The organism is Promicromonospora sp. MEB111 (assembly GCF_030209445.1).
In the GTDB taxonomy this organism is placed as follows: Bacteria; Actinomycetota; Actinomycetes; order Actinomycetales; family Cellulomonadaceae; genus Promicromonospora.
Genome location: NZ_JARVSD010000003.1, coordinates 192,052 through 210,215, shown reverse-complemented (window position 1 = coordinate 210,215; position 18,164 = coordinate 192,052). Strand labels below are relative to the sequence as shown.

General features: G+C 72.6%; 16 protein-coding genes and 1 tRNA gene. 9 read left to right on the top strand and 8 right to left on the bottom strand.

Annotated elements, in window-relative coordinates:
• Positions 1 to 36: 36 nt before the first annotated feature.
• Together secE and QRN56_RS02760 are read right to left on the bottom strand one after the other, a co-directional pair.
• Positions 37 to 282, bottom strand: a complete 246-nt coding sequence (gene secE, locus QRN56_RS02765) for a preprotein translocase subunit SecE (protein ID WP_020016096.1) — start codon at positions 280 to 282, stop codon at positions 37 to 39.
• Positions 283 to 383: 101 nt separating this feature from the next.
• Positions 384 to 459: transfer RNA gene (locus QRN56_RS02760), tRNA-Trp, on the bottom strand.
• A gap of 229 nt (positions 460 to 688) precedes the next feature.
• Between QRN56_RS02760 and QRN56_RS02755 the strand changes: the two genes are divergently transcribed.
• The 5 genes from QRN56_RS02755 to QRN56_RS02735 all read left to right on the top strand — a co-directional run bounded on the left by QRN56_RS02755 (position 689) and on the right by QRN56_RS02735 (position 4,897).
• The gene (locus QRN56_RS02755; protein ID WP_285100961.1) at positions 689 to 1,585 is read left to right on the top strand and encodes an ABC transporter ATP-binding protein; all 897 of its coding nucleotides are present in this window, start codon (positions 689 to 691) and stop codon (positions 1,583 to 1,585) included.
• Positions 1,585 to 2,454, top strand: a complete 870-nt coding sequence (locus QRN56_RS02750; RefSeq protein ID WP_285100959.1) for an ABC transporter permease — start codon at positions 1,585 to 1,587, stop codon at positions 2,452 to 2,454. Before QRN56_RS02755 ends, QRN56_RS02750 begins: the two co-directional genes overlap by 1 nt.
• A gap of 223 nt (positions 2,455 to 2,677) precedes the next feature.
• Positions 2,678 to 3,949 carry a sensor histidine kinase gene (locus QRN56_RS02745; protein ID WP_285100957.1) on the top strand — a complete coding sequence of 424 codons (1,272 nt, stop codon included), beginning with the start codon at positions 2,678 to 2,680 and terminating at the stop codon, positions 3,947 to 3,949.
• Entirely contained in the window at positions 3,946 to 4,557 is a 612-nt protein-coding gene (locus tag QRN56_RS02740; protein ID WP_285100955.1) for a response regulator, read from the top strand. Before QRN56_RS02745 ends, QRN56_RS02740 begins: the two co-directional genes overlap by 4 nt.
• Positions 4,558 to 4,600: 43 nt before the next feature.
• Entirely contained in the window at positions 4,601 to 4,897 is a 297-nt protein-coding gene (locus QRN56_RS02735; RefSeq protein ID WP_285100953.1) for a hypothetical protein, read from the top strand.
• A 124-nt stretch (positions 4,898 to 5,021) separates the two neighbouring features.
• Here QRN56_RS02735 and QRN56_RS02730 read toward each other — a convergent pair whose 3' ends face one another.
• Positions 5,022 to 6,980, bottom strand: coding sequence for a serine/threonine-protein kinase (locus tag QRN56_RS02730; protein WP_285100951.1), 1,959 nt, complete (start codon positions 6,978 to 6,980; stop codon positions 5,022 to 5,024).
• A 183-nt stretch (positions 6,981 to 7,163) separates the two neighbouring features.
• On the opposite strand from QRN56_RS02730, the gene QRN56_RS02725 reads away from it, so the two are divergent.
• Together QRN56_RS02725 and QRN56_RS02720 are read left to right on the top strand one after the other, a co-directional pair.
• Positions 7,164 to 8,237 (top strand): adenosine deaminase, encoded by a 1,074-nt coding sequence (locus tag QRN56_RS02725; RefSeq protein ID WP_285100949.1) that lies wholly within the window; start codon positions 7,164 to 7,166, stop codon positions 8,235 to 8,237.
• Positions 8,238 to 8,429: 192 nt separating this feature from the next.
• Positions 8,430 to 9,392, top strand: a complete 963-nt coding sequence (locus QRN56_RS02720) for a L,D-transpeptidase family protein (RefSeq protein WP_285100947.1) — start codon at positions 8,430 to 8,432, stop codon at positions 9,390 to 9,392.
• Positions 9,393 to 9,457: 65 nt separating this feature from the next.
• Here QRN56_RS02720 and QRN56_RS02715 read toward each other — a convergent pair whose 3' ends face one another.
• Both QRN56_RS02715 and QRN56_RS02710 read right to left on the bottom strand, forming a co-directional pair.
• Positions 9,458 to 10,666 (bottom strand): UDP-N-acetylmuramate dehydrogenase, encoded by a 1,209-nt coding sequence (locus tag QRN56_RS02715; RefSeq protein ID WP_285100945.1) that lies wholly within the window; start codon positions 10,664 to 10,666, stop codon positions 9,458 to 9,460.
• 156 nt (positions 10,667 to 10,822) lie between these two features.
• Positions 10,823 to 12,061, bottom strand: a complete 1,239-nt coding sequence (locus QRN56_RS02710) for an MFS transporter (RefSeq protein ID WP_285100943.1) — start codon at positions 12,059 to 12,061, stop codon at positions 10,823 to 10,825.
• 111 nt (positions 12,062 to 12,172) lie between these two features.
• Here QRN56_RS02710 and QRN56_RS02705 point away from each other — a divergent pair, with 111 nt between their 5' ends.
• Positions 12,173 to 13,297, top strand: a complete 1,125-nt coding sequence (locus QRN56_RS02705) for a LacI family DNA-binding transcriptional regulator (protein ID WP_285100941.1) — start codon at positions 12,173 to 12,175, stop codon at positions 13,295 to 13,297.
• A 112-nt stretch (positions 13,298 to 13,409) separates the two neighbouring features.
• Positions 13,410 to 14,750, top strand: a complete 1,341-nt coding sequence (locus tag QRN56_RS02700; RefSeq protein ID WP_285100939.1) for a C39 family peptidase — start codon at positions 13,410 to 13,412, stop codon at positions 14,748 to 14,750.
• 74 nt (positions 14,751 to 14,824) lie between these two features.
• On the opposite strand, the gene QRN56_RS02695 is transcribed toward QRN56_RS02700, so the two are convergent.
• The 3 genes from QRN56_RS02695 to QRN56_RS02685 all read right to left on the bottom strand — a co-directional run bounded on the left by QRN56_RS02695 (position 14,825) and on the right by QRN56_RS02685 (position 18,147).
• On the bottom strand, positions 14,825 to 17,089 hold the full coding sequence (locus QRN56_RS02695) for an N-acetylmuramoyl-L-alanine amidase (protein WP_285100937.1): 2,265 nt from the start codon (positions 17,087 to 17,089) through the stop codon (positions 14,825 to 14,827).
• Positions 17,090 to 17,242: 153 nt separating this feature from the next.
• Positions 17,243 to 17,665, bottom strand: coding sequence for a MaoC family dehydratase (locus QRN56_RS02690; RefSeq protein WP_285100935.1), 423 nt, complete (start codon positions 17,663 to 17,665; stop codon positions 17,243 to 17,245).
• Entirely contained in the window at positions 17,662 to 18,147 is a 486-nt protein-coding gene (locus tag QRN56_RS02685) for an FAS1-like dehydratase domain-containing protein (protein WP_285100933.1), read from the bottom strand. Before QRN56_RS02685 ends, QRN56_RS02690 begins: the two co-directional genes overlap by 4 nt.
• Between the last annotated feature and the right edge of the window lie 17 nt (positions 18,148 to 18,164).

The window sequence follows — 18,164 nt, the reverse complement described above, 5'->3', positions numbered from 1 at the left end:
GACGGCGGCGTCAGCCGCCGGATCCGCGAGGAAGGATCAGCCGAAGACCCAGCCCGCGAGCATGCCGAAGGCGTAGTCCAGGGCCACCACGAAGATCATGACGACGACCAGGAAGACGAGCACGACGGTCGTGTAGGTGATGAGCTCGGAGCGCGTCGGCGAGACGACCTTCTTGAGCTCGGCCACCACCTGGCGCACGAAGAGCGCGATTCGGGCGAAGATGTTGCCGCCGCCCTTGCTCGGACGCTCCGCGGCGCTCTGGATCACCTCGGTGTCGCTCACTGCTACCCCACTCCTGTGGCCCGGCGCGCCAGGCGGCGCGGACTGCCGTTCCAGGTCCACTCACGTGGGCCCGCTGCGCGCGGCCCCGCTGGGGTTCACGCTGGCAGGGTAGACAGGACTCGAACCTGCAACCTGCGGTTTTGGAGACCGCTGCGCTACCAATTGCGCCACTACCCTTTGTGTTCGATGCCTGATCTTGCCATACCACGAGCCCTGGAGAGGCGCACGGCATCAGGTGAGCATCGATCACCGAGGCACAACTGTACGGTACCCAGGGCCGTAGGTCGAACTCGTTCCGGACGGACCCTTGCAGGTCGCGGAAGGTCCCTTGTCCACCGGACGACGGACACGAGGTGCAGCCGAACGGGCGTCCCGTCACGAGGCTCCCACGGAGCATGCTCGAGGCATGCAGACATCCGGCTCCCAGGCCGTGCGGGTACGCGGTCTTCGCAAGCGGTACGGCAACGCCCGTACCGGGTTCAAGGACGCCGTCGCCGGCCTCGACCTCGACGTCGCCCACGGTGAGATCGTGGCGGTGCTCGGCCCCAACGGCGCGGGCAAGACCACCACCGTCGAGATCCTCGAGGGCTTCCGCGACCGGGACGACGGCGACGTCGCCGTGCTCGGCGAGGACCCCAAGGAGGCCGGGCGCGCGTGGCGCGCACGGATCGGCGTGGTCATGCAGGACTCCCGGGACCTGAGCGAGCTCACGGTCCTGGAGAAGGTCCGCTCCACCGCCGCCGCCTACCCGGACTCGCGCGACCCAGCTGAGGTGATCGCCGCCGTCGGGCTCGCGGAGAAGGCGAGATCCCGGACGCGCGGGCTCTCCGGCGGACAGCGACGACGGCTCGACGTGGCCCTCGGGATCGTGGGGCGCCCCGAGCTGCTCTTCCTGGACGAGCCCACCACCGGGTTCGATCCCGAGGCGCGCCGGTCCTTCTGGGACCTGGTGACCGGACTGCGCGACGACGGCACCACGATCCTCCTGACCACCCACTACCTGGACGAGGCCGCGCAGCTCGCCGACCGCGTCATCGTCGTGCGCGACGGCGTCGTGGTGGCCGAAGGCACGCCAGAGTCCCTGGGCGGGCCCGGGGCCCGCACGCCGGTCGTCGCGTGGGACGACGGCGGGACACGCCGCACCGAGCGCACGGACCGGCCCACCGCCGCCGTCGCCCGGCTGATCGCCGCGGCCGGACCCGACGGCGAGGTACCCGGCCTGTCCGTGACCCGTCCGACACTCGAGGACGTCTACCTGTCCCTGATCGGCGAGAACCCGACCGACACCGAGGAGGCGGCGTGATGAGCACGACTGCTGCGACGAGCACGACCACCGGTACCGCGTCGAGCGCGGTGCGGAGGTTGCCCGGCACGCTCCGGCTCGGCCTGGTGCGCGGCGGCGTGGAGCTGCTGCAGTTCGTCCGCGAGCGCGACTCGATGGTCTTCGGCTTCGCCTACCCGATCATCATGCTGGCGATCTTCTCCACCGTCTTCGGTGATGACGACCCGGCGGTCTCGAACGGTGTCAGCGTCAGCTTCGCGCAGTACTTCCTGCCCGGGATGATCGCGACCGGCGTCATGCTCTCGACGTACCAGACGCTCGCCATGTCGATCGCCGTCGAGCGCGACGACGGGACGCTCAAGCGGCTGCGCGCCACGCCCCTGCCCGCGACGTCGTACTTCCTGGGCAAGGTGTTCCTGTCGCTGGTCACCGTGCTCGCCCAGACCGCGCTGCTGCTCGCGGTCGCGGCACTCGCCTTCGACGTGCCCCTGCCCGACGACGTGGGGCACTGGATCACGTTCGCCTGGGTGTTCGTGCTCGGCACGGCGGCAGGGGCCGTGTGCGGCGTCGCCTACTCGTCGGTGCCCCGATCCGGCCGGTCCGCGAGCGCCGTGGTGGTCACGCCGCTCCTGGTGCTGCAGTTCACCTCCGGGGTGTTCTTCCCCGTGACCCAGCTCCCGGGGTGGATGCTCGACCTGTCCTCGATCTTCCCGCTGAAGTGGATCGCTCAGGGCATGCGGTCGGTGTTCCTGCCGGAGTCGTTCGCGGCGGCGGAGCCGGCCGGGTCCTGGCAGCACGGCGCCACGGCTGCTGTACTGGCGGCATGGCTGGTGGTAGCGCTCGTGGTCGGCACCCGGACGTTCCGGTGGCGACGGCACGATGACGGCTGACGAAGGGCGCAGCGAAGGGTGGGGGCCGAGGAACGAGGCACCCGCCCGTAGCGGAGCACGAGGAAGCCGTCCTGAAGACCTGCCGGCTGACGAAGGGCGCAGCGGAGGGTGGAGGCCGAGGAACGAGGCACCCGCCCGTAGCGGAGCACGAGGAAGCCGTCCTGAAGACCTGCCGGCTGACGATGCGCGCGCCGTCGTCCTGAACGACGGGTGGGAGCAGCAGGTGCGCTGGTGGGACGCGGCGTTCGGCGTGATCGTCGCGCTGACCGCCGCCGCCCTGGTGCTGGAGGGCACGCGCGGGGTGCCGCTCGTGATCGCGCTCGGGGCGCTGGCCGCGATCGTGGTCGCGTACCTGCTGTGGGGTGCACGGGCCGCGCGGACCAGGGAGCGGCGGCTCGCCGTCGCCTACCTGGTGGTGCTGGTCCTGGGCACCGGGGTGGCGGTGTCGCAGGCGGGCATCGCGACGTTCCTGATGTTCATCGCGTTCGCGCAGGTGTGGATGCTGCTGGAGTCGATCCGGCAGGGCGTGATCGGCTGTGCCGTGCTCGCCGTCTCGGTGACGGTCGGCATCGTCGCCGCCTATGGCTTCGCACCCGGGGTGGTGCTCAGCGTGGTGCCGCAGATGCTGGTGACGCTGCTGTTCGCGGTCGCCCTGGGGCTCTGGTTCCACCTCGCGATGCGGCGCGCCGAGGAGCACGCCCGCCTGCTCGACGAGCTTCGCGCGGCGCAGGCGGAGCTGGCGCGGACCAACCACGAGGCGGGCGTCGTGGCCGAGCGCGAGCGGCTCGCCCGGGAGATCCATGACACGCTCGCCCAGGGCTTCACGAGCGTGGTCATGCAGGCGCAGGCCGCGACGGCAGCCCTCGACATCGGGGACGACGCCGCCGTGCGCGAGCGGCTGCACCTCGTCGAGGACACGGCCCGCGACAACCTGGCCGAGGCACGTGCCCTGGTGGCCGCGTTCGCGCCCGTGGCGCTGCAGGACGCCTCGCTCCCGCAGGCGCTGAGAAGGCTCACCGAGCGGTACGCCCTGGAGACGGAGCAGGTGGTGAGCTTCGAGGCCGACGGCGTCGGGCCGCTCCCACCGGCCACCGAGGTGGTGTTGCTGCGGGCCGCCCAGGAGGCACTGACGAACGTGCGACGGCACGCGCGGGCAGTGGCCGTCGCCGTGCGCCTGGCGAGGGCCGAGGGGGCGGTGACCCTCACCGTGGCCGACGACGGGCGGGGCTTCGGGCCGGACGTCTCCGACGGGTTCGGGCTGGCGGGGATGCGCGACCGGGTGCGGTCGGCGGGCGGCACGCTGTCGGTGAGGTCCCAGGCCGGCGCGGGCACGACGTTGCAGGTCCGGGTGCCGGTCGAGGGTGCGGCAGAAACCGCCCCGCGCGACAGGGCCGGATCGGACGGCAGGGCAGGATCGGACGGCGAGGCAGGATCGGGCGACGGGACCAGGGTCGTGGAGCCCGCCCGTGACGGGACACAGGGGGTGGCGGGATGATCCGGGTGCTGGTGGTGGACGACCATCCGGTGGTGCGGTCGGGCCTGGCGGGCATGCTGACGGTCGAGGACGACCTCGAGGTGGTGGGTGAGGCCGCCGACGGGCAGGAGGCCGTGTCCCTGGCCGCCGAGCTCCGGCCCGACGTCGTGCTCATGGACCTGCGGATGCCTGTGCTGGACGGCGTCGCGGCGACCGCCGGGATCGTCGGCACGGGGCCGCGCGTGGTGGTGCTGACGACCTACGACACCGACGCCGACATCCTGCGGGCCGTCGAGGCCGGGGCGACCGGCTACCTGCTCAAGGACACACCCCGCGCGGTGCTCGTCGCGGGTGTGCGCGCCGCGGCCCGGGGCGAGACGGTGCTGGCCCCGAGCGTCGCGACACGCCTGGTCAGCTCGGTCCGCACGGCCGCCGAACGGCCCTCCGCGCGGGAGGCCGAGGTGCTGGCGCTGGTGGCCCGCGGGCGGTCGAACTCGGAGGTCGGGCGCGAGCTGTCCATCACCGAGGCCACGGTCAAGACGCACCTGCTCCGCGCATTCGCCAAGCTGGGCGTCGCGGACCGGACGGCGGCCGTGACGGTGGCCCGGGAGCGCGGCTGGATCGCCTGACCTTTCGGCGACGGCGCGCGGTGCCTGCCGCTAGGTTGCCCGCATGAACAACTCGGGCGAAATCGACATCACGGCACGCGTCGAGGCGGCGGTTGCGTCGGCGATCTACGACGTGGCGCTGCCGATCGACACCATGGGCGTGACCTTCCACGACGGCGCGCTGGACGACGTCGCCGAGGCCTACCGGGCCGCGCCGGACGCCACTCTTGCGGCGGCGGACGCACGGTTCGCGGCGCACATGGCGACGGTCGCGGAGGCGAGCTCGGACGACGAGGCCGAGGGACCGATGCTCCGGGCGCGCGCCGCGATGGCGCTGAAGGAGCGTCTCAAGGAGCTGTGACGTGCGGCCCGGGTCGCGAGTTCGTCGCGACCCGGGCCGTCCGGTCCCCCGCCTGTCGACCTAGCCGGCCCAGCGGCTACCCGCTGAGCCCGGCCTACCGGCTCTACCGGCTACCGGCTACCGGCTACCGGCTACCGGCGGGCAGCGTGGTGTCGCCCTCCGCCTGACCGCCCGTCGGGTTGGTCGAGGGCTCGATCGGGGTGGTCGGCTCATCCGTGGGCTCGTCGGTCGGTTCATCCGTCGGCTCGTCCGTCGGCTCGTCGGTGGGCTCGTCCGTCGGTTCGTCGGTGGGCTCGTCCGTCGGCGTGGGAGTCGGGGTCGGCGTCGGGGTCGGCGTGGGCGTCGGGGTCGGCGTCGGCGACGGGGTCGGGGTCGGGGACGGCGTGAACTCCGGCAGCGGTGCCACCTCGTCCGTCTCGCTCGGCGTCGGCGACGGCCTGGGCGACCGCGACGGCTCATGGGTCGACGGGCTCTCGCTCGGCGTGACCGCGGGCGTCCCGTTGTTGCCCAGCATGTTCGCGATCACCAGGCCCGCGCCGCCGAACACGAGCAGCGCGAACACGATGATCGTGATCACGCGGCCACGGCCGGTGGTCATCTTCTGCCAGAAGGTGCGCTGCTCCTCCGGCGGCTCCAGCGGCGGCGGCACCTGGGGCGGCACGGCGGCCGCCGCGGTGTCCGCGCCGAGGGCCGCGGCGGCACCGGCGGCCCCCACCGCACCGACCAGCGTGGTGCGGTCGCCGCCCTCGGCCGCCTGGCCCAGCACCATCGTGCCGGACCCGGCGACGGGGTCGATCACCTCGGTGCCGCCGGCGCCCACACCGAGCTGCATGGTCTCGCCGCTTGTGCCCATGCGCCCCGCGGGGCCGCCGAGCAGGATCGTGACGGTCTCGCGCATCGACTCTGCGGTGGGGAACCGGCGGTTCGGGTCCTTGGCCATGGCCCGGGACACCAGGCGGTCCACGGATGCCGGGACGGCCGCGCGCCGCGCCGAGGCCGCGGGGACCGGCGCGTTCACGTGCGCCCGCAGGACGTCCTCCGCCTGCGCCCGCTCGAACGGGGCGTGGCCGGTCAGCGTGTAGTAGGCAAGCGCCCCGACGGCGTAGATGTCGCTCCGTGCGTCGAGCGGCTTGCCCCGGGCCTGCTCCGGCGACATGCCGATGACCGAGCCGGCCACCGTGGCGCCCTCGCCATCGCCGCCGGCGGGCCGGGTGAGCCCGAGGTCCAGCAGCCCGACGGCGAACGTGCCGTCCGGCCGCTTGTCGACCATCACGTTGCGCGGCGCGACGTCCCGGTGCACGAGACCCGCCGCGTGCACGGCGGCGAGCCCCTCCAGCAGGCCGTCGATGATGGCGAGCGCGTCGCGCCAGGGCAAGCCGCTGTCCCCGGCGTAGTCGGACAGGGAGATGCCCGGCACCCGGTTCATGACCGTCCACGGGACGCTCGCGCCCGCGACGTCCTCCTCGCCGGAGTCCAGCACCTTGACGACGCCCGGGTGGGTCACCAGCGCCGACGCGTCGACCTCGCGCTGGAGCGAGGCCCGCGCGTTCCGGTCGTCGACCAGGTGCGGGTGCAGCACCTTGACCACGAGGGGCCCGTCGAAGGGGTCGTCCTCGGGTTCCGCGGGCTCGGTGATCTCCGCCGTCGCGTCGGCATCGGCCTCGTCTCCGGGCTCGGCCGCGCCGTCGGAGGCTACGGCGGAGGCGGTGTCGGAGCCGGTGCCGGTGCCGGTGCCGGTGCCGGTGCCGGTGCCACCGTCGTCCGTACCGGGCTCGGAGCCGGCATCGCCGTCGGCCGGCGCGCCGTCCGTGGCCTCGCCAGACCTCGCGTCCCTGGCCTCGCCCGGAGCACCGGCCTCGTCCGAGCCGTCCGAGCCGTCCGACCCGTCGCCGGACGCGTCCGGCGCGGAGTCCTCGCCGTCACCCGGCACGGGCTCCGGGACCGCTACCCGCTGCGCGTCGTAGACCGTGAACGTCGCCCCAGTGCCGAGGACGTCGACGAGCTCGTACTTTCCGCCGAGGACGACGTGCACCGGGAGGTCTGCCGCGTCGGCCTCGGTCTCACCCGTGTTGTTCTCGTTCACTGGCTCACCGGTGTCCATGGTCGCGCATCAAGCAAATCAGTCATTTCGGCTATCTGGGGCATGTTCTTCTCAGGATACGTAGCGGAGCGCGCGCACACCAAAGATGGGCGGCGGGATGTGTGAGTAGTGCGGAGTATCACGATCGCGGCTGCCACCGGACCACTGCTTTGCCACACTACGCAGATGCGAGACCTCGCACTTCTTCCCAAGGCGCACCTCCACCTGCACTTCACCGGATCCATGCGGGTGCCGACGCTCGTCGACATGGCAGCCGCGTACAACGTCCGGCTGCCCGAGGCGCTCATCGACAACGACCCCTTGCGCCTGCCCGCCACCGAGCGCGGCTGGTTCCGCTTCCAACGCCTGTACGACGCCGCCCGCGCGTGCGTGCGGTCCGAGGCCGACATGCGCCGCCTGGTCCACGAGGCGGCGGCCGACGACGCCGCCGAGGGCTCCGGCCGGCTCGAGATCCAGGTCGACCCCACGTCCTACGCACCCTTCGTCGGCGGCATCACACCGGCCGTCGAGATCGTCATCGACGCCGCCCGGGCCGCGAGCGCCGAGCACGGGATCGAGGTGGGCGTGATCATCGCGGCGTCGCGCATGAAGCATCCGCTCGACGCGCGCACGCTCGCCCGGCTGGCCGCCCGGTACGCGGGTGACGGTGTGGGCGAGGTCGTGGGCTTCGGGCTGTCGAACGACGAGCGGCGCGGCGACACGTCCCAGTTCGGGCCCGCGTTCGACATCGCGCGCCGGGCCGGGCTGGCGGCCGTGCCGCACGGCGGCGAGCTGCTCGGGCCGGACCACATCAGCGAGGTCCTGCGGGAGCTCGTCCCGGACCGGATCGGGCACGGCGTCCGGGCCGCCGAGGACGAGCGCGTCCTGGCGGAGATCGTGGACCGCGGCGTCGCGCTGGAGGTGAACCCCGGCTCGAACATCGGCCTGGGCGTGTACGGCGAGGCGGACGAGGTGCCGCTGCGCACCCTGGTGGACGCGGGCGCCGTCATCGCGCTCGGGGCCGACGACCCGCTGCTGTTCGGCTCGCGGCTCGTGGACCAGTACGAGATCGCGCGGGACGCGCACGGGTTCACGGACAGCGAGCTGGCGGCGCTGGCGAGCTCGTCGATCCGGGCCAGCCGGGCGTCGTCGTCGACCAAGGCGCGCCTGCTGGCCGACGTCGACGCGTGGCTGCTCGCGCCCGACCCCGCCGATACCCTGGATGTCCTCCCGACGGGCGGGTCAGTCACGATTGGGTGACGATCGACCGACCCAACCATCTTGATCCGACGTGCGTCGGTTACAGATACAGGACACTCACGAGGGGACGACGTCGTCTCGTGTGTGCGCTGCCGCGCCACCCCCAGCAGGCGCGGCCGAGGAGGAGTCACGATGCGGGTTGTGCACAGCAGGTCGAACCACGCGGGCAGGAGAGTCGTGGGCAAGAGGGTCATGAGCACGTTGGGCGTGATGGCGCTGACGGCGACCCTCCTCGCCGGCTGCGGTGACGGCCAGGAGCCGCCGGCGGAGGCGGACCGGACGACGAGCTCGCCGAGCCCGTCCGCGTCCGAGGAGAGCTCGCCGAGCCCGGAGCCCAGCGCGAGCGCGCCGTCCGAGGAGCCGGAGCCGAGCGGGTCGCCGTCCGCGAGCGCCGGCGAGGGCACGGACGACTCCGGTGCGGGCGCCGCCGACGGCTCGGACGACAGCGGCCCGGACGAGGGCACGGGCGAGGACGGCAAGGGCAGCTCGCAGGACGAGGCCGACGGGGACAAGGGCGACGGCAAGGGCGACAAGGACGACGAGCCGGAGAAGCCCGACTACATCGAGTACGGCGAGGTCAGCGACCGCGTGGGCAAGCTGCAGCAGCGGCTGCGGGACCTCGGCTACTTCGTGACGTCGGTGGACAACGCGTACGGCGGCGAGACGCAGCAGGCCGTGTTCGCGCTGCAGAAGGCCGGGGGCCTGTACCGGGACGGCGTGGTCGGCGACGCCACGCTGGCCGCGGCGGACAAGGGCGTGGTGCCGCGGCCGCAGACGTCGTCGGGCAAGGTGCTGGAGATCGACATCGACCGGCAGCTCGTGCTGGCCGTCGAGAACGGCAAGGTCGTCAAGGTGATCAACGCGTCGTCCGGCAACGGGGAGACGTACGAGGCCAAGGGCGCCACCTACACGGCGTACACGCCGCGCGGGTCGTTCGCGGTGTACCGCGAGGAGAACCGGATGTACGCGTCGCGGCTCGAGCTGGGCGACATGTGGCGGCCCAAGTTCTTCACCGGCGGCATCGCGGTGCACGGCTCGGCGTCGGTGCCGGCGTTCCCGGCGTCGCACGGCTGCGTGCGCGTGTCGAACAGCGCGATGGACTGGATCTGGGACAGCTGGGGCGCGCCGTCGGGCACCCCGGTCGTCGTCTACTGACCTGCTCCGACAGGTCAGGGGCTCAGGTCACCATGGTGACCTGAGCCCCTGACACGTGCGGACCGTTAGAGGGAGACGCCCACCAGGACGGTCTCCGGGACCAGGGTCACGCCGAACCGGTCGCGGACGCCGTCGCGGACCGCGCGGGCCAGGGCGATGACGTCCTCGGTCCGGGCGCCGCCGCGGTTGGTCATCGCGAGCGTGTGCTTGGTCGACAGCCGGGCCGGGCTGTGCTCCCCCGCCAGGCCGAACCCCTTGGCGAAGCCGGCGTGCTCGATGAGCCAGGCCGCGCTCGTCTTGACGAGCGTGGGGTCGATCGCGCCGAGGCTCGGCCCGGTGGTCGTCTCCGGCGTCGCGGAGCGGACGGGGTAGCGCGGGGCGTCCTCGGGCAGGTGCTCCAGGTGCTCCACGGGGATCACGGGGTTGGTGAAGAACGAGCCCGAGTTCCAGCGGTCGTGGTCCGGCTCTCCGTCGAAGGACGGGCGGTCGAGGAGCATGCCCTTGCCGCCGCGCAGGCCGAGCACGGTCTCGCGGACGTCCTTCATGGGCGCGCGCTGGCCCACCTCGACGCCGAGACGGCGCGCCAGCTCCCCGTAGCCCACGGGCGCCGACAGCGTGCCGAGCCGGAACTGGAACTGGACGTTCAGCACCACGTAGCGCGGCGACGGGTACCAGGGCGCCCGCGGGTCGCCCTCGCCGCGGATGCCCTCGCGGCCCTCGCCGTGCATGGACTTCTTGAGCAGCGACGTGCGGTACCCGAAGCCCAGCTCGCCGACGGCGAAGGTGCGCACCCGGCGGTCGCCGCGGTCCCAGGTGCGGACCAGCGAGACCACGCCCGATAGCTCCTGGCCGTACGCGCCGATGTTCTGCACGGGGGCGGCGCCGACCGTCCCCGGGATTCCCGACAGGGACTCGACCCCGACCCAGCCCTCGTCGACGGCGCGCTCGACCAGCTCGTCCCAGTTCTGGCCGGCCGGCGCGCTGACCACGGCGCCGCCGCAGGTGTCGTCCGACTCGACGCTGATCCCGGTGCGGACGTCGCGCACCACGACGCCGCCGAAACCCTCGTCGGCCACCAGCAGGTTCGAGCCGCCACCCACGACGAGCAGCGGCACGCCGGCGTCGTCGGCGGCGCTCACCGCCTCGATCAGAGCGGCCTCATCCTCGGCCTCGACGTACGAGGCAGCCGGTCCACCCACTCGCAGAGTGGTGAGGTCGGCGAGGCTGGGGACCACCGCTTGTGCCTGGACGGTGTCTGCCGGGTATGGGCTCACCGTGCAAGCCTATCTACCCGCAGCGTGGGATTTGTGCACATCTTCGACATGGCGTGGGTGATGTCTGCCAATTCTGGAACCTTTTGGTGTCCGCAGACGTGTTCACTCCCTGGTTTCCGCGGCCTGGCCTGGGCAGACCCGCTGGCGTGATCCGCGCTACCTCTTCACACCCGCCGCCGTCGGCAGCGGACGCACGGAGCGTGCCACGACCAGCCCGAGCACCATCGGGACCAGGAGCACGAGCACCGCCAGGCGATAGCCCGTCTCGTGGGCGACCAGCCCGATCAGCGGCGGACCCACGAAGAACGCGGTGTACGCGATGGTCGAGACCGCGGCCACCCGCATCGCGGCCCGGCGCGGTTCGTCGGACGCCGCGCTCATGCCCATCGGGAAGCCCATCGCCGCGCCGAGGCCCCACAGGCCCACGCCGACGAGCGCCAGCCACAGGACCGGGACCAGCGAGAACGTCAGCACACCCACGAACGCGAGCAGCGCGGAGAGCACGAGCACCGGGACACGGCCGTACCGGTCGATGGCGCGCGTCCCGGCCAGCCGGGCGGTCGTCATGGCGGTGAGGAAGACGGCCAGGCCCACCGCGCCCATGCCGTCGGACGTGTCGAAGCCGTCCACGACCGCGAGGCTCACCCAGTCGTTGGCCACGCCCTCCGTGAGGGCGGCACTGAGCACCACCAGGCCGATCGCCAGGGTGCGCGGCTCGCGCCAGGCGGCGAGCAGACCCGCGACGCCCGAGGGCGGTGGCGTCACCTCCGCGGGGTCGGCGCCGTCCGCGCTGACCGCCCCGGTCGCGCCGTCCGGCAGCGCCGCGGAGACGACGCTCGGCGAGAAGAAGCGGGTGGCGACCAGCACGGAGAGGAACGCGACGGCCCCCGCAGCCACGACGTGCCAGGCGACCGGGAGGCCCACGTTGGCCGCCAGGATGCCGAGGCCCGCGCCGATCACGGTGCCGAACGAGAAACCCGCGTGGAAGATCGGCATGACCGCACGGCCGAGCCGCTGCTCGACCGCCGCGCCCTCCAGGTTCATCGCGGCGTCCCAGACCCCGGCGCCCACGCCGAACAGGATCAGGCCGCCCCGGACGGCGAGGTGCTGGTCCGTGGCGACGCCGTACCCGGCGACCGTGAGGCCGGCCACGAGCAGGCCCGCGAAGGTCAGGACGGTCCGCGCCGTACCGAACCGCTCCGCGACCAGGCCCGACAGCGGGATCGCGGCGACCGAGCCGATGGACCCCGTGAGCAGGAGGAAGCCCATCTCCTGCTCGGAGAAACCCAGCCCGTCCCGCACCGCGGGAAGGCGCGACGCCCAGCTCGCGAAGGCGAACCCACTGGCAGCGAAGACGACGAATACCGCGCGAGCGGCGGCGTGTGCAGTAGGCACGGAACTCCCTGGTGCGATTGAATCTCCCGACCGTAAGCCACAATCTGGGATCAGCCCAGCAGATTCCCGGGTCCTGCACCACCGGTGCCCGATGCGAGAGAAGGAACCGCGATGAACCGCCAGACCGTTGGCCGACCGACCCTCGCGAAGGTCGCCGAGCTGGCAGGTGTCTCCGTGTCCACCGCGTCGCTCGCCTTCTCCGGCGCCGGGCCGATCACGCCCGAGACCCGGGAGAAGGTGCTGGCCGCCGCCCGCGAGCTCGAGTACTCCGGACCCAACCCGCTGGGGCGGCAGCTCCGGTCGGGCCGCTCCGGGATCGTGGGCGTGGTGATCGGCGACCAGCTCGGCCGGTCGTTCCGCGACCCGGTCTCCACGCAGGTGCTGCACGGTCTGGTCTCCGCGATCGGCGAGCAGGGGCTGGGCGTGCTGCTGGTGCCCGGGATGCCGCAGGGCGCCACCGCGCAGTCCGTGGGGCTCGCCGCCGAGGCCGGGCTGCCCCCCGCCGTCGACCCTCTGGTCGAGGCGGCCGCGATGGACGTGGCCGTGCTCGTGTGGGGAATCCTGGAGGGCGACCCCAACCTCGCGGCGCTCCAGCGCCGGGGCGTGCCGGTCGTGATCGGTGAGGGACACGAGGTACCCGGCGTGCCCGTGGTCGGCGTCGACGACCGCCGGGGCGCCGCCGAGGCGGTACGCCACCTCGTCGAGCTGGGGCACACGCGGATCGCGGAGATCGCGCTGCCGTTCGGGCGGGACGAGCGGTCAGGGCTCGTCGACGCCGAGCGGCTCGCCGCGGCGGAGCGCACGCCCACGCGGAACCGGCTGGCCGGGGTGCGCGACGTCATCGAGCCGGTCATGTCGTGGGAGACGCCCGCCTCGCTCGTGGAGCACGGGCGCGACGCCGCGACCGAGATCCTGTCCGAGTGGGCGCCGGCGCGGGACCGTCCGACGGCGATCATCGCCCACTCCGACCTGCTCGCGGCCGGCGCCGTCATCGCGGCACGCGAGCTCGGCCTGCGCGTCCCCGAGGACGTGTCCGTCGCCGGGTTCGACGGGCTGGACCTGCCGTGGCTCTCCCCCGACGTGCTGACCAGCGTGCACCAGCCGCTCGTCGAGAAGGGCCGCGCGCTCGGCCTGGCCGTCATCGCGCTGCTGGCCGGCGAGGAGCCCGAGTCGGTGACGCTGCCGGTCAGCCTGGTCGAGGGCACGACGACGGGTCCCGTGCCAGACCTGGGCTGACACGCCCAGCCCCGGGTGACGCCTAAATTGCTTCTGTCCCGATCCTCGCTCTGATAGGGAGGGTCCACGGCCCGCTCACCGAGAGGGGGCCCGGAGGCATGGAGGCAGGGCTATGTCGAGACGAAGAGGACTGCGGACCACGGTGTTCGCACTGGCGGCGACGGGAGCGCTCGTGGTGCAGGCGGGGGTCACGGCGAGCGCCGTGCCGGTGGCGGGTGCGCCCGAGCCGGCGGCGTCGGACAACCAGATCACGCTGACCACCTGGGACGGGGTACGCGACTTCCACGCGGGCAAGGCCGCCAACCTGCGGCCGGGCGCCAAGGGCGGGCTCGTGCTGCGCGGCGCCGGCGAGACCGTCGAGTACACCGACCCGTTCGGCGACGGGACGCCCGTGAGCTACGAGACGGGCCGCTGGACCTCGCCGGTCGTCGAGACCGGGTACTCGATCGACGAGTCGGTGAGCTCGTGGAACGCGCACACTCCCACGGGAACCTGGGTCGAGGTCGAGTTCCGCGGCCGCAAGGCCGACGGGACCTGGACCAAGTGGTTCGTGATGGCGCGCTGGGCGTCGGGCGACGAGTTCGCGCCCGACGACGGCACCGTGGGTGACATCCACCGCACGTCGGTGAACGGCCAGACCGACGCGGACGCGTACCTCTTCACGGACACGTACGTCGCGAAGTCCGGGCACGAGCCGGACGCGTTCCAGACCCGGGCCACGCTGTACCGCCCCGAGGGCACCCGGGTCTCCCCGCGGCTCGACTCCGTGAGCACCATGTCCAACGAGTACCTGCCCGACGCGCACTACACGGGCACCAGCGACTTCACGCTCGGCCGTGCGGTCGAGCTGGACGTGCCGCGGTTCAGCCAGAACATCCACCGCGGCGAGTACCCCGAGTTCGGGGGCGGCGGTCAGGTGTGGTGCTCGCCGACGTCGTCGTCGATGGTGCTGTACTACTACGGACGCGAGGTGCCGGACTCCGAGCTGGAGGGCATCGAGGCGCCGAACGGCGACCCGCAGGTCGACTACGCCGCGATGAACACCTGGGACTACACGTACGAGGGTGCCGGCAACTGGCCGTTCAACGCGGCCTACGCGAGCACGTTCGGCCTGGAGTCCTTCGTGACCCGGCTCCGCTCGCTGGCCGAGGCCGAGAAGTTCGTTAAGGCCGGCATCCCGCTGATCCTCTCCATCAGCTTCGAGGAGGCCGAGATGCCAGAGGCCGGCTACGGCACCAACGGGCACCTCGTCACCCTGATCGGGTTCACCGCCGACGGCGACCCGATCATCAACGACCCGAACAAGGCGAGCAACGAGGCTGTCCGCTCGGTGTACACGCGGGAGAACTTCGAGCGCGTGTGGCAGACGTCGACGGACGGCATCGCGTACGTCTACCACCCGAAGAACGTGCAGCTCCCCCGCAACCTCCCCGGCGTCACCCCGAACTGGTGACCCCGCTCCGCTGAGTGCGGGATGTTCGCCCTTCTGGCACACGAAAAAGGGCGAACATCCCGCACCCAGCGTTTTCAGTGGCGGGGGATCGAGCGGGGTTCCGAGGTGTACGACGCCGGCGTGTAGCCGTCCGCCGAGACCGTCACCTCGACCGTGAGCTCCGCGCCCCGGTCACGGCCGGTCACCAGGTAGCGGCTGCCGGTCGCCCGGCGGACCGGCTCGCCGTCGCGCAGCCACCGGTAGGCCACGTCGACGTCGTCCGGCAGGTATGTGCCCGGCTTCGCGGTCAGGACCCGCCCCACCGTGGCCTTGCCCTCGACCGACGGCCCGGACACGTCGGCGACCACCGGGTCGTGGAGCTCGACGTCGGCCGCGTTGACGAACACGTGCCGGTGGGCGAGCCACACCTGGTAGTAGACGTCGTCGCCGCGAACCACCGTGCGGTCGCCCGGTCCGGAGCCGTCGAAGGTGGCGGCCCGGTAGTAGTCGGCGGCCACGTCGTCGTCGGACACGGCGTACGTCTGGCCCACGCCGACCGTGTACTCGATGGGCGTCACGGCCTGCACCGGCACGTCCGGGTAGGCCGCGTAGGCGGAGGCCTCCGGGTACGCCCGGCCGAAGACCGGCGCCGGGGCGTCACCCGCGACGGTGACGGTCTGCGCCGTCGCCGGCACCACCACCGGGCGGTCGGCCGGGTTGTGCAGCCAGACCAGGGAGCCGGCCCACCACACGCCGAGCCAGTCGCCCTCGACCTGGTCCACCACGAGCTTGTGCCCGGACTGCACGCGCGCGCTCACGTCGCTCGCGTACGTGGTGCCGTCCGCGCCGTCCGGCTTCCAGCCCGGGTCCTTCGCCAGCGGCGCCTCTGCCGACGGCGCCTGGTACAGGTACCGGAAGTTGGTGCCCGCGCCCTCGACGCACTCGCCCGAGCCCGGCGACGCCTGTTCGCAGCCCGTCACCACGTTCGGGTTCTCGGCGTAACCCGTACGCACCTCCACGACGTCGCCCGGCTCGACGTCCGTCGTCGCCTCCAGGTCGCCGCCGATCGGTGCGCCGAGCAGCTCGAAGTAGTGGTCCCAGTCCCAGTACGGGCCCGGGTCCCAGTGCACGTTCTTGGTGTAGCCGGGCAGGATGCCCGGCACCTCGTCGTGCCCGATGACGTGCGCCCGGTCGAGCGGGACGTCGTGCTCCGCCGCGAGGTAGCGCACCAGCGCCGCCGACGACCGGTACATCGCCTCGGTGAACCAGGTGCCCGTGCCGGCCCAGCCCTCGTGCTCCAGGCCGATCGAGTGCATGTTCATGAACCAGTTGCCCGCGTGCCAGCCGACGTCGGCCGGGTCCAGGTGGTTGGCCACGTGCCCGTCCTCGGAGCGCAGCGTGTAGTTCCAGGCCAGGTAGGTCGGGTCCTGCACCAGGTTCACCGACGGCTGGTAGGCGGTCTCCGTGTCGTGGATCAGGATGTAGTCGATCGACGGGCCGCCCGCGCCGGTGCGGTCGGCCTGGTCGTGGTTGCCGTAGTCGCCGGTGCCGTCCGGGAGGTCCGGCGAACCCTTCGCGTACGGGGCGGGGAGCCACTCGCAGCCGAGGTCGTCGGGGCAGTCCGCCTCGGGGTCGCTCGTGCTCGTGCTCCGGGGCACGACGACGTCCGGGTTGCCCGTGAGGATCACCGCACCGTCCTGCGGCGTGGTGGTTCCCGCGCCGTCCCGGAGCGTGGCGTAGACGCCCGCCGCGAAGCCGTCGATGTCGCTCATCCGGGACACGGCGTCCGCCCAGACGGTCAGGCCGTCCGCTTGAGCGGTGGAGCCGTCGGCCGCTCCGCTGTCGGCCGCGCCGTCGCGCACGGCCTGAGCCTGGTACGACGCCAGAAGGGCCGCGCCGCCGCAGACGTTGGCCTGGGCGTCCGACCTCAGGGTGGCCTCGTCGAGGCCGGTCAGCGCGGCCGCGCGGGTGAGCTCGGGCGTGCCCTCGCGGGCCGGGCCCGTCTTGTCGTTGATCGCGGACAGCGGCAGGCCCTCGCCGTGCGCGTGCCCGAGGCCACCTCCGGCTGCCAGGTTGAACACGCCGTAGCCGCCGTCGGCGCTGGCCTGACCGGCGTGCTGGTCCCAGCGGGACTCCAGGTAGGACACGGCCTTGAGCAGGTCCTCGGGCACCCCCGTGACATCGGCCGCGGCGGTGAACGCCTCGTCGAGCGAGCCGGCGGTCAGCACGGGAGCGCAGGCGACCACCTCGTCGCCGGGCGCCGTCACCGTGGGGGCGGCCTGGGCCGCGGAGAGCGGGATGAGCGGAAAGAGCACCCCGGCCGCCGTGGCCAGGGCTGTGATACGTCGTCGTGACGTCACGCGGAGTTCCTCTCGTCGAGTCCGTAGAGCTCCGGACGAGAGAATCACACCCGATCAGGGTGTGCATGAGAAGGGTCTGCGGGTTAAAAAATCGTTACCCCGGCAAACCGACCGGGTCGCGGTCGGGCGCGCGGCCCTTCGTCGCGGGCTGTCTCAGAGGCGGACGAGCGCCTGGGCGCGGACCAGCACCTTGGCGCCGTCGACCGTGACGGCGAGGTCCACGCGGACTGTGCCGGCGTCGGCGTCGACCACACCCACAGTGCCCACGACCTCGATCAGCGCGGTGCCCGGGTTGGGCACCTCCACGGGCTTGGTGAACCGTGTCTGGTAGTCGACGACGGCGCCCGGGTCGCCCGCCCAGTCCACGACCAGGCCCACGACGGTGCCCATGGTGAGCATGCCGTGCGCGATGACGCCGGGCAGGCCCGCGTCCTTCGCGAACTTGTCGTTCCAGTGGATCGGGTTGAGGTCGCCGCTGGCGCCCGCGTACCGGACCAGGGCCGCACGGTCGAAGGTGACGGTACGGCTGCCGATCACGTCGCCGACGGCGAGCGTCGCGATGTCGGGGCGGCTCATGCGTCCTCACCTCGGATCGCCAGCGTGGAGACGACCGTGGCGACGTGCTCGCCGGGGGTGTCGGCCTCGGGGGACGGCACCTCGACGTGCTGCGCCATCGCGTAGATCTCGCACCGCGTGGTCACCATGCTGATGGGGCCGCGGGAGACGATCCGGTCCACGTGCAGCACCGTCGTGAGCTCGTCACCGGCGACGATGGGACGGTGGTGCGTGAAGCGCTCGTCCGCGTGGACCACACGGGAGAAGTCGATGTCGGCCTCGGGGTCGCTGACGTACTGCGACTCGGTGCGCTGCGCCACGACCACGGCGAACGTGGGCGGGGCGACCAGGTCCGGATAGCCCAAACCCCGCGCCGCCACGAGATCGTGGTGCGCGGGGTGCGTGGCACCGACGGCAACGGCGAACTCGCGGATCTTCTCGCGGCCTACGGAGTAGGGAGCGTCGGCCGGATATGACCGGCCCTCGAAATCAGCGTTCGCCACGTCGGTGTGAGCCTGCT

Excerpts from the sequence above, each read along its gene's own strand:
- QRN56_RS02755 (WP_285100961.1), top strand. The coding sequence starts at position 689 with ATGCAGACATCCGGCTCCCAGGCCGTGCGGGTACGCGGTCTTCGCAAG.
- QRN56_RS02750 (WP_285100959.1), top strand. The coding sequence starts at position 1,585 with ATGAGCACGACTGCTGCGACGAGCACGACCACCGGTACCGCGTCGAGC.
- QRN56_RS02740 (WP_285100955.1), top strand. The coding sequence starts at position 3,946 with ATGATCCGGGTGCTGGTGGTGGACGACCATCCGGTGGTGCGGTCGGGC.
- QRN56_RS02735 (WP_285100953.1), top strand. The coding sequence starts at position 4,601 with ATGAACAACTCGGGCGAAATCGACATCACGGCACGCGTCGAGGCGGCG.
- QRN56_RS02725 (WP_285100949.1), top strand. The coding sequence starts at position 7,164 with ATGCGAGACCTCGCACTTCTTCCCAAGGCGCACCTCCACCTGCACTTC.
- QRN56_RS02720 (WP_285100947.1), top strand. The coding sequence starts at position 8,430 with ATGAGCACGTTGGGCGTGATGGCGCTGACGGCGACCCTCCTCGCCGGC.
- QRN56_RS02705 (WP_285100941.1), top strand. The coding sequence starts at position 12,173 with ATGAACCGCCAGACCGTTGGCCGACCGACCCTCGCGAAGGTCGCCGAG.
- QRN56_RS02700 (WP_285100939.1), top strand. The coding sequence starts at position 13,410 with ATGTCGAGACGAAGAGGACTGCGGACCACGGTGTTCGCACTGGCGGCG.
- QRN56_RS02690 (WP_285100935.1), bottom strand. The coding sequence starts at position 17,665 with ATGAGCCGCCCCGACATCGCGACGCTCGCCGTCGGCGACGTGATCGGC.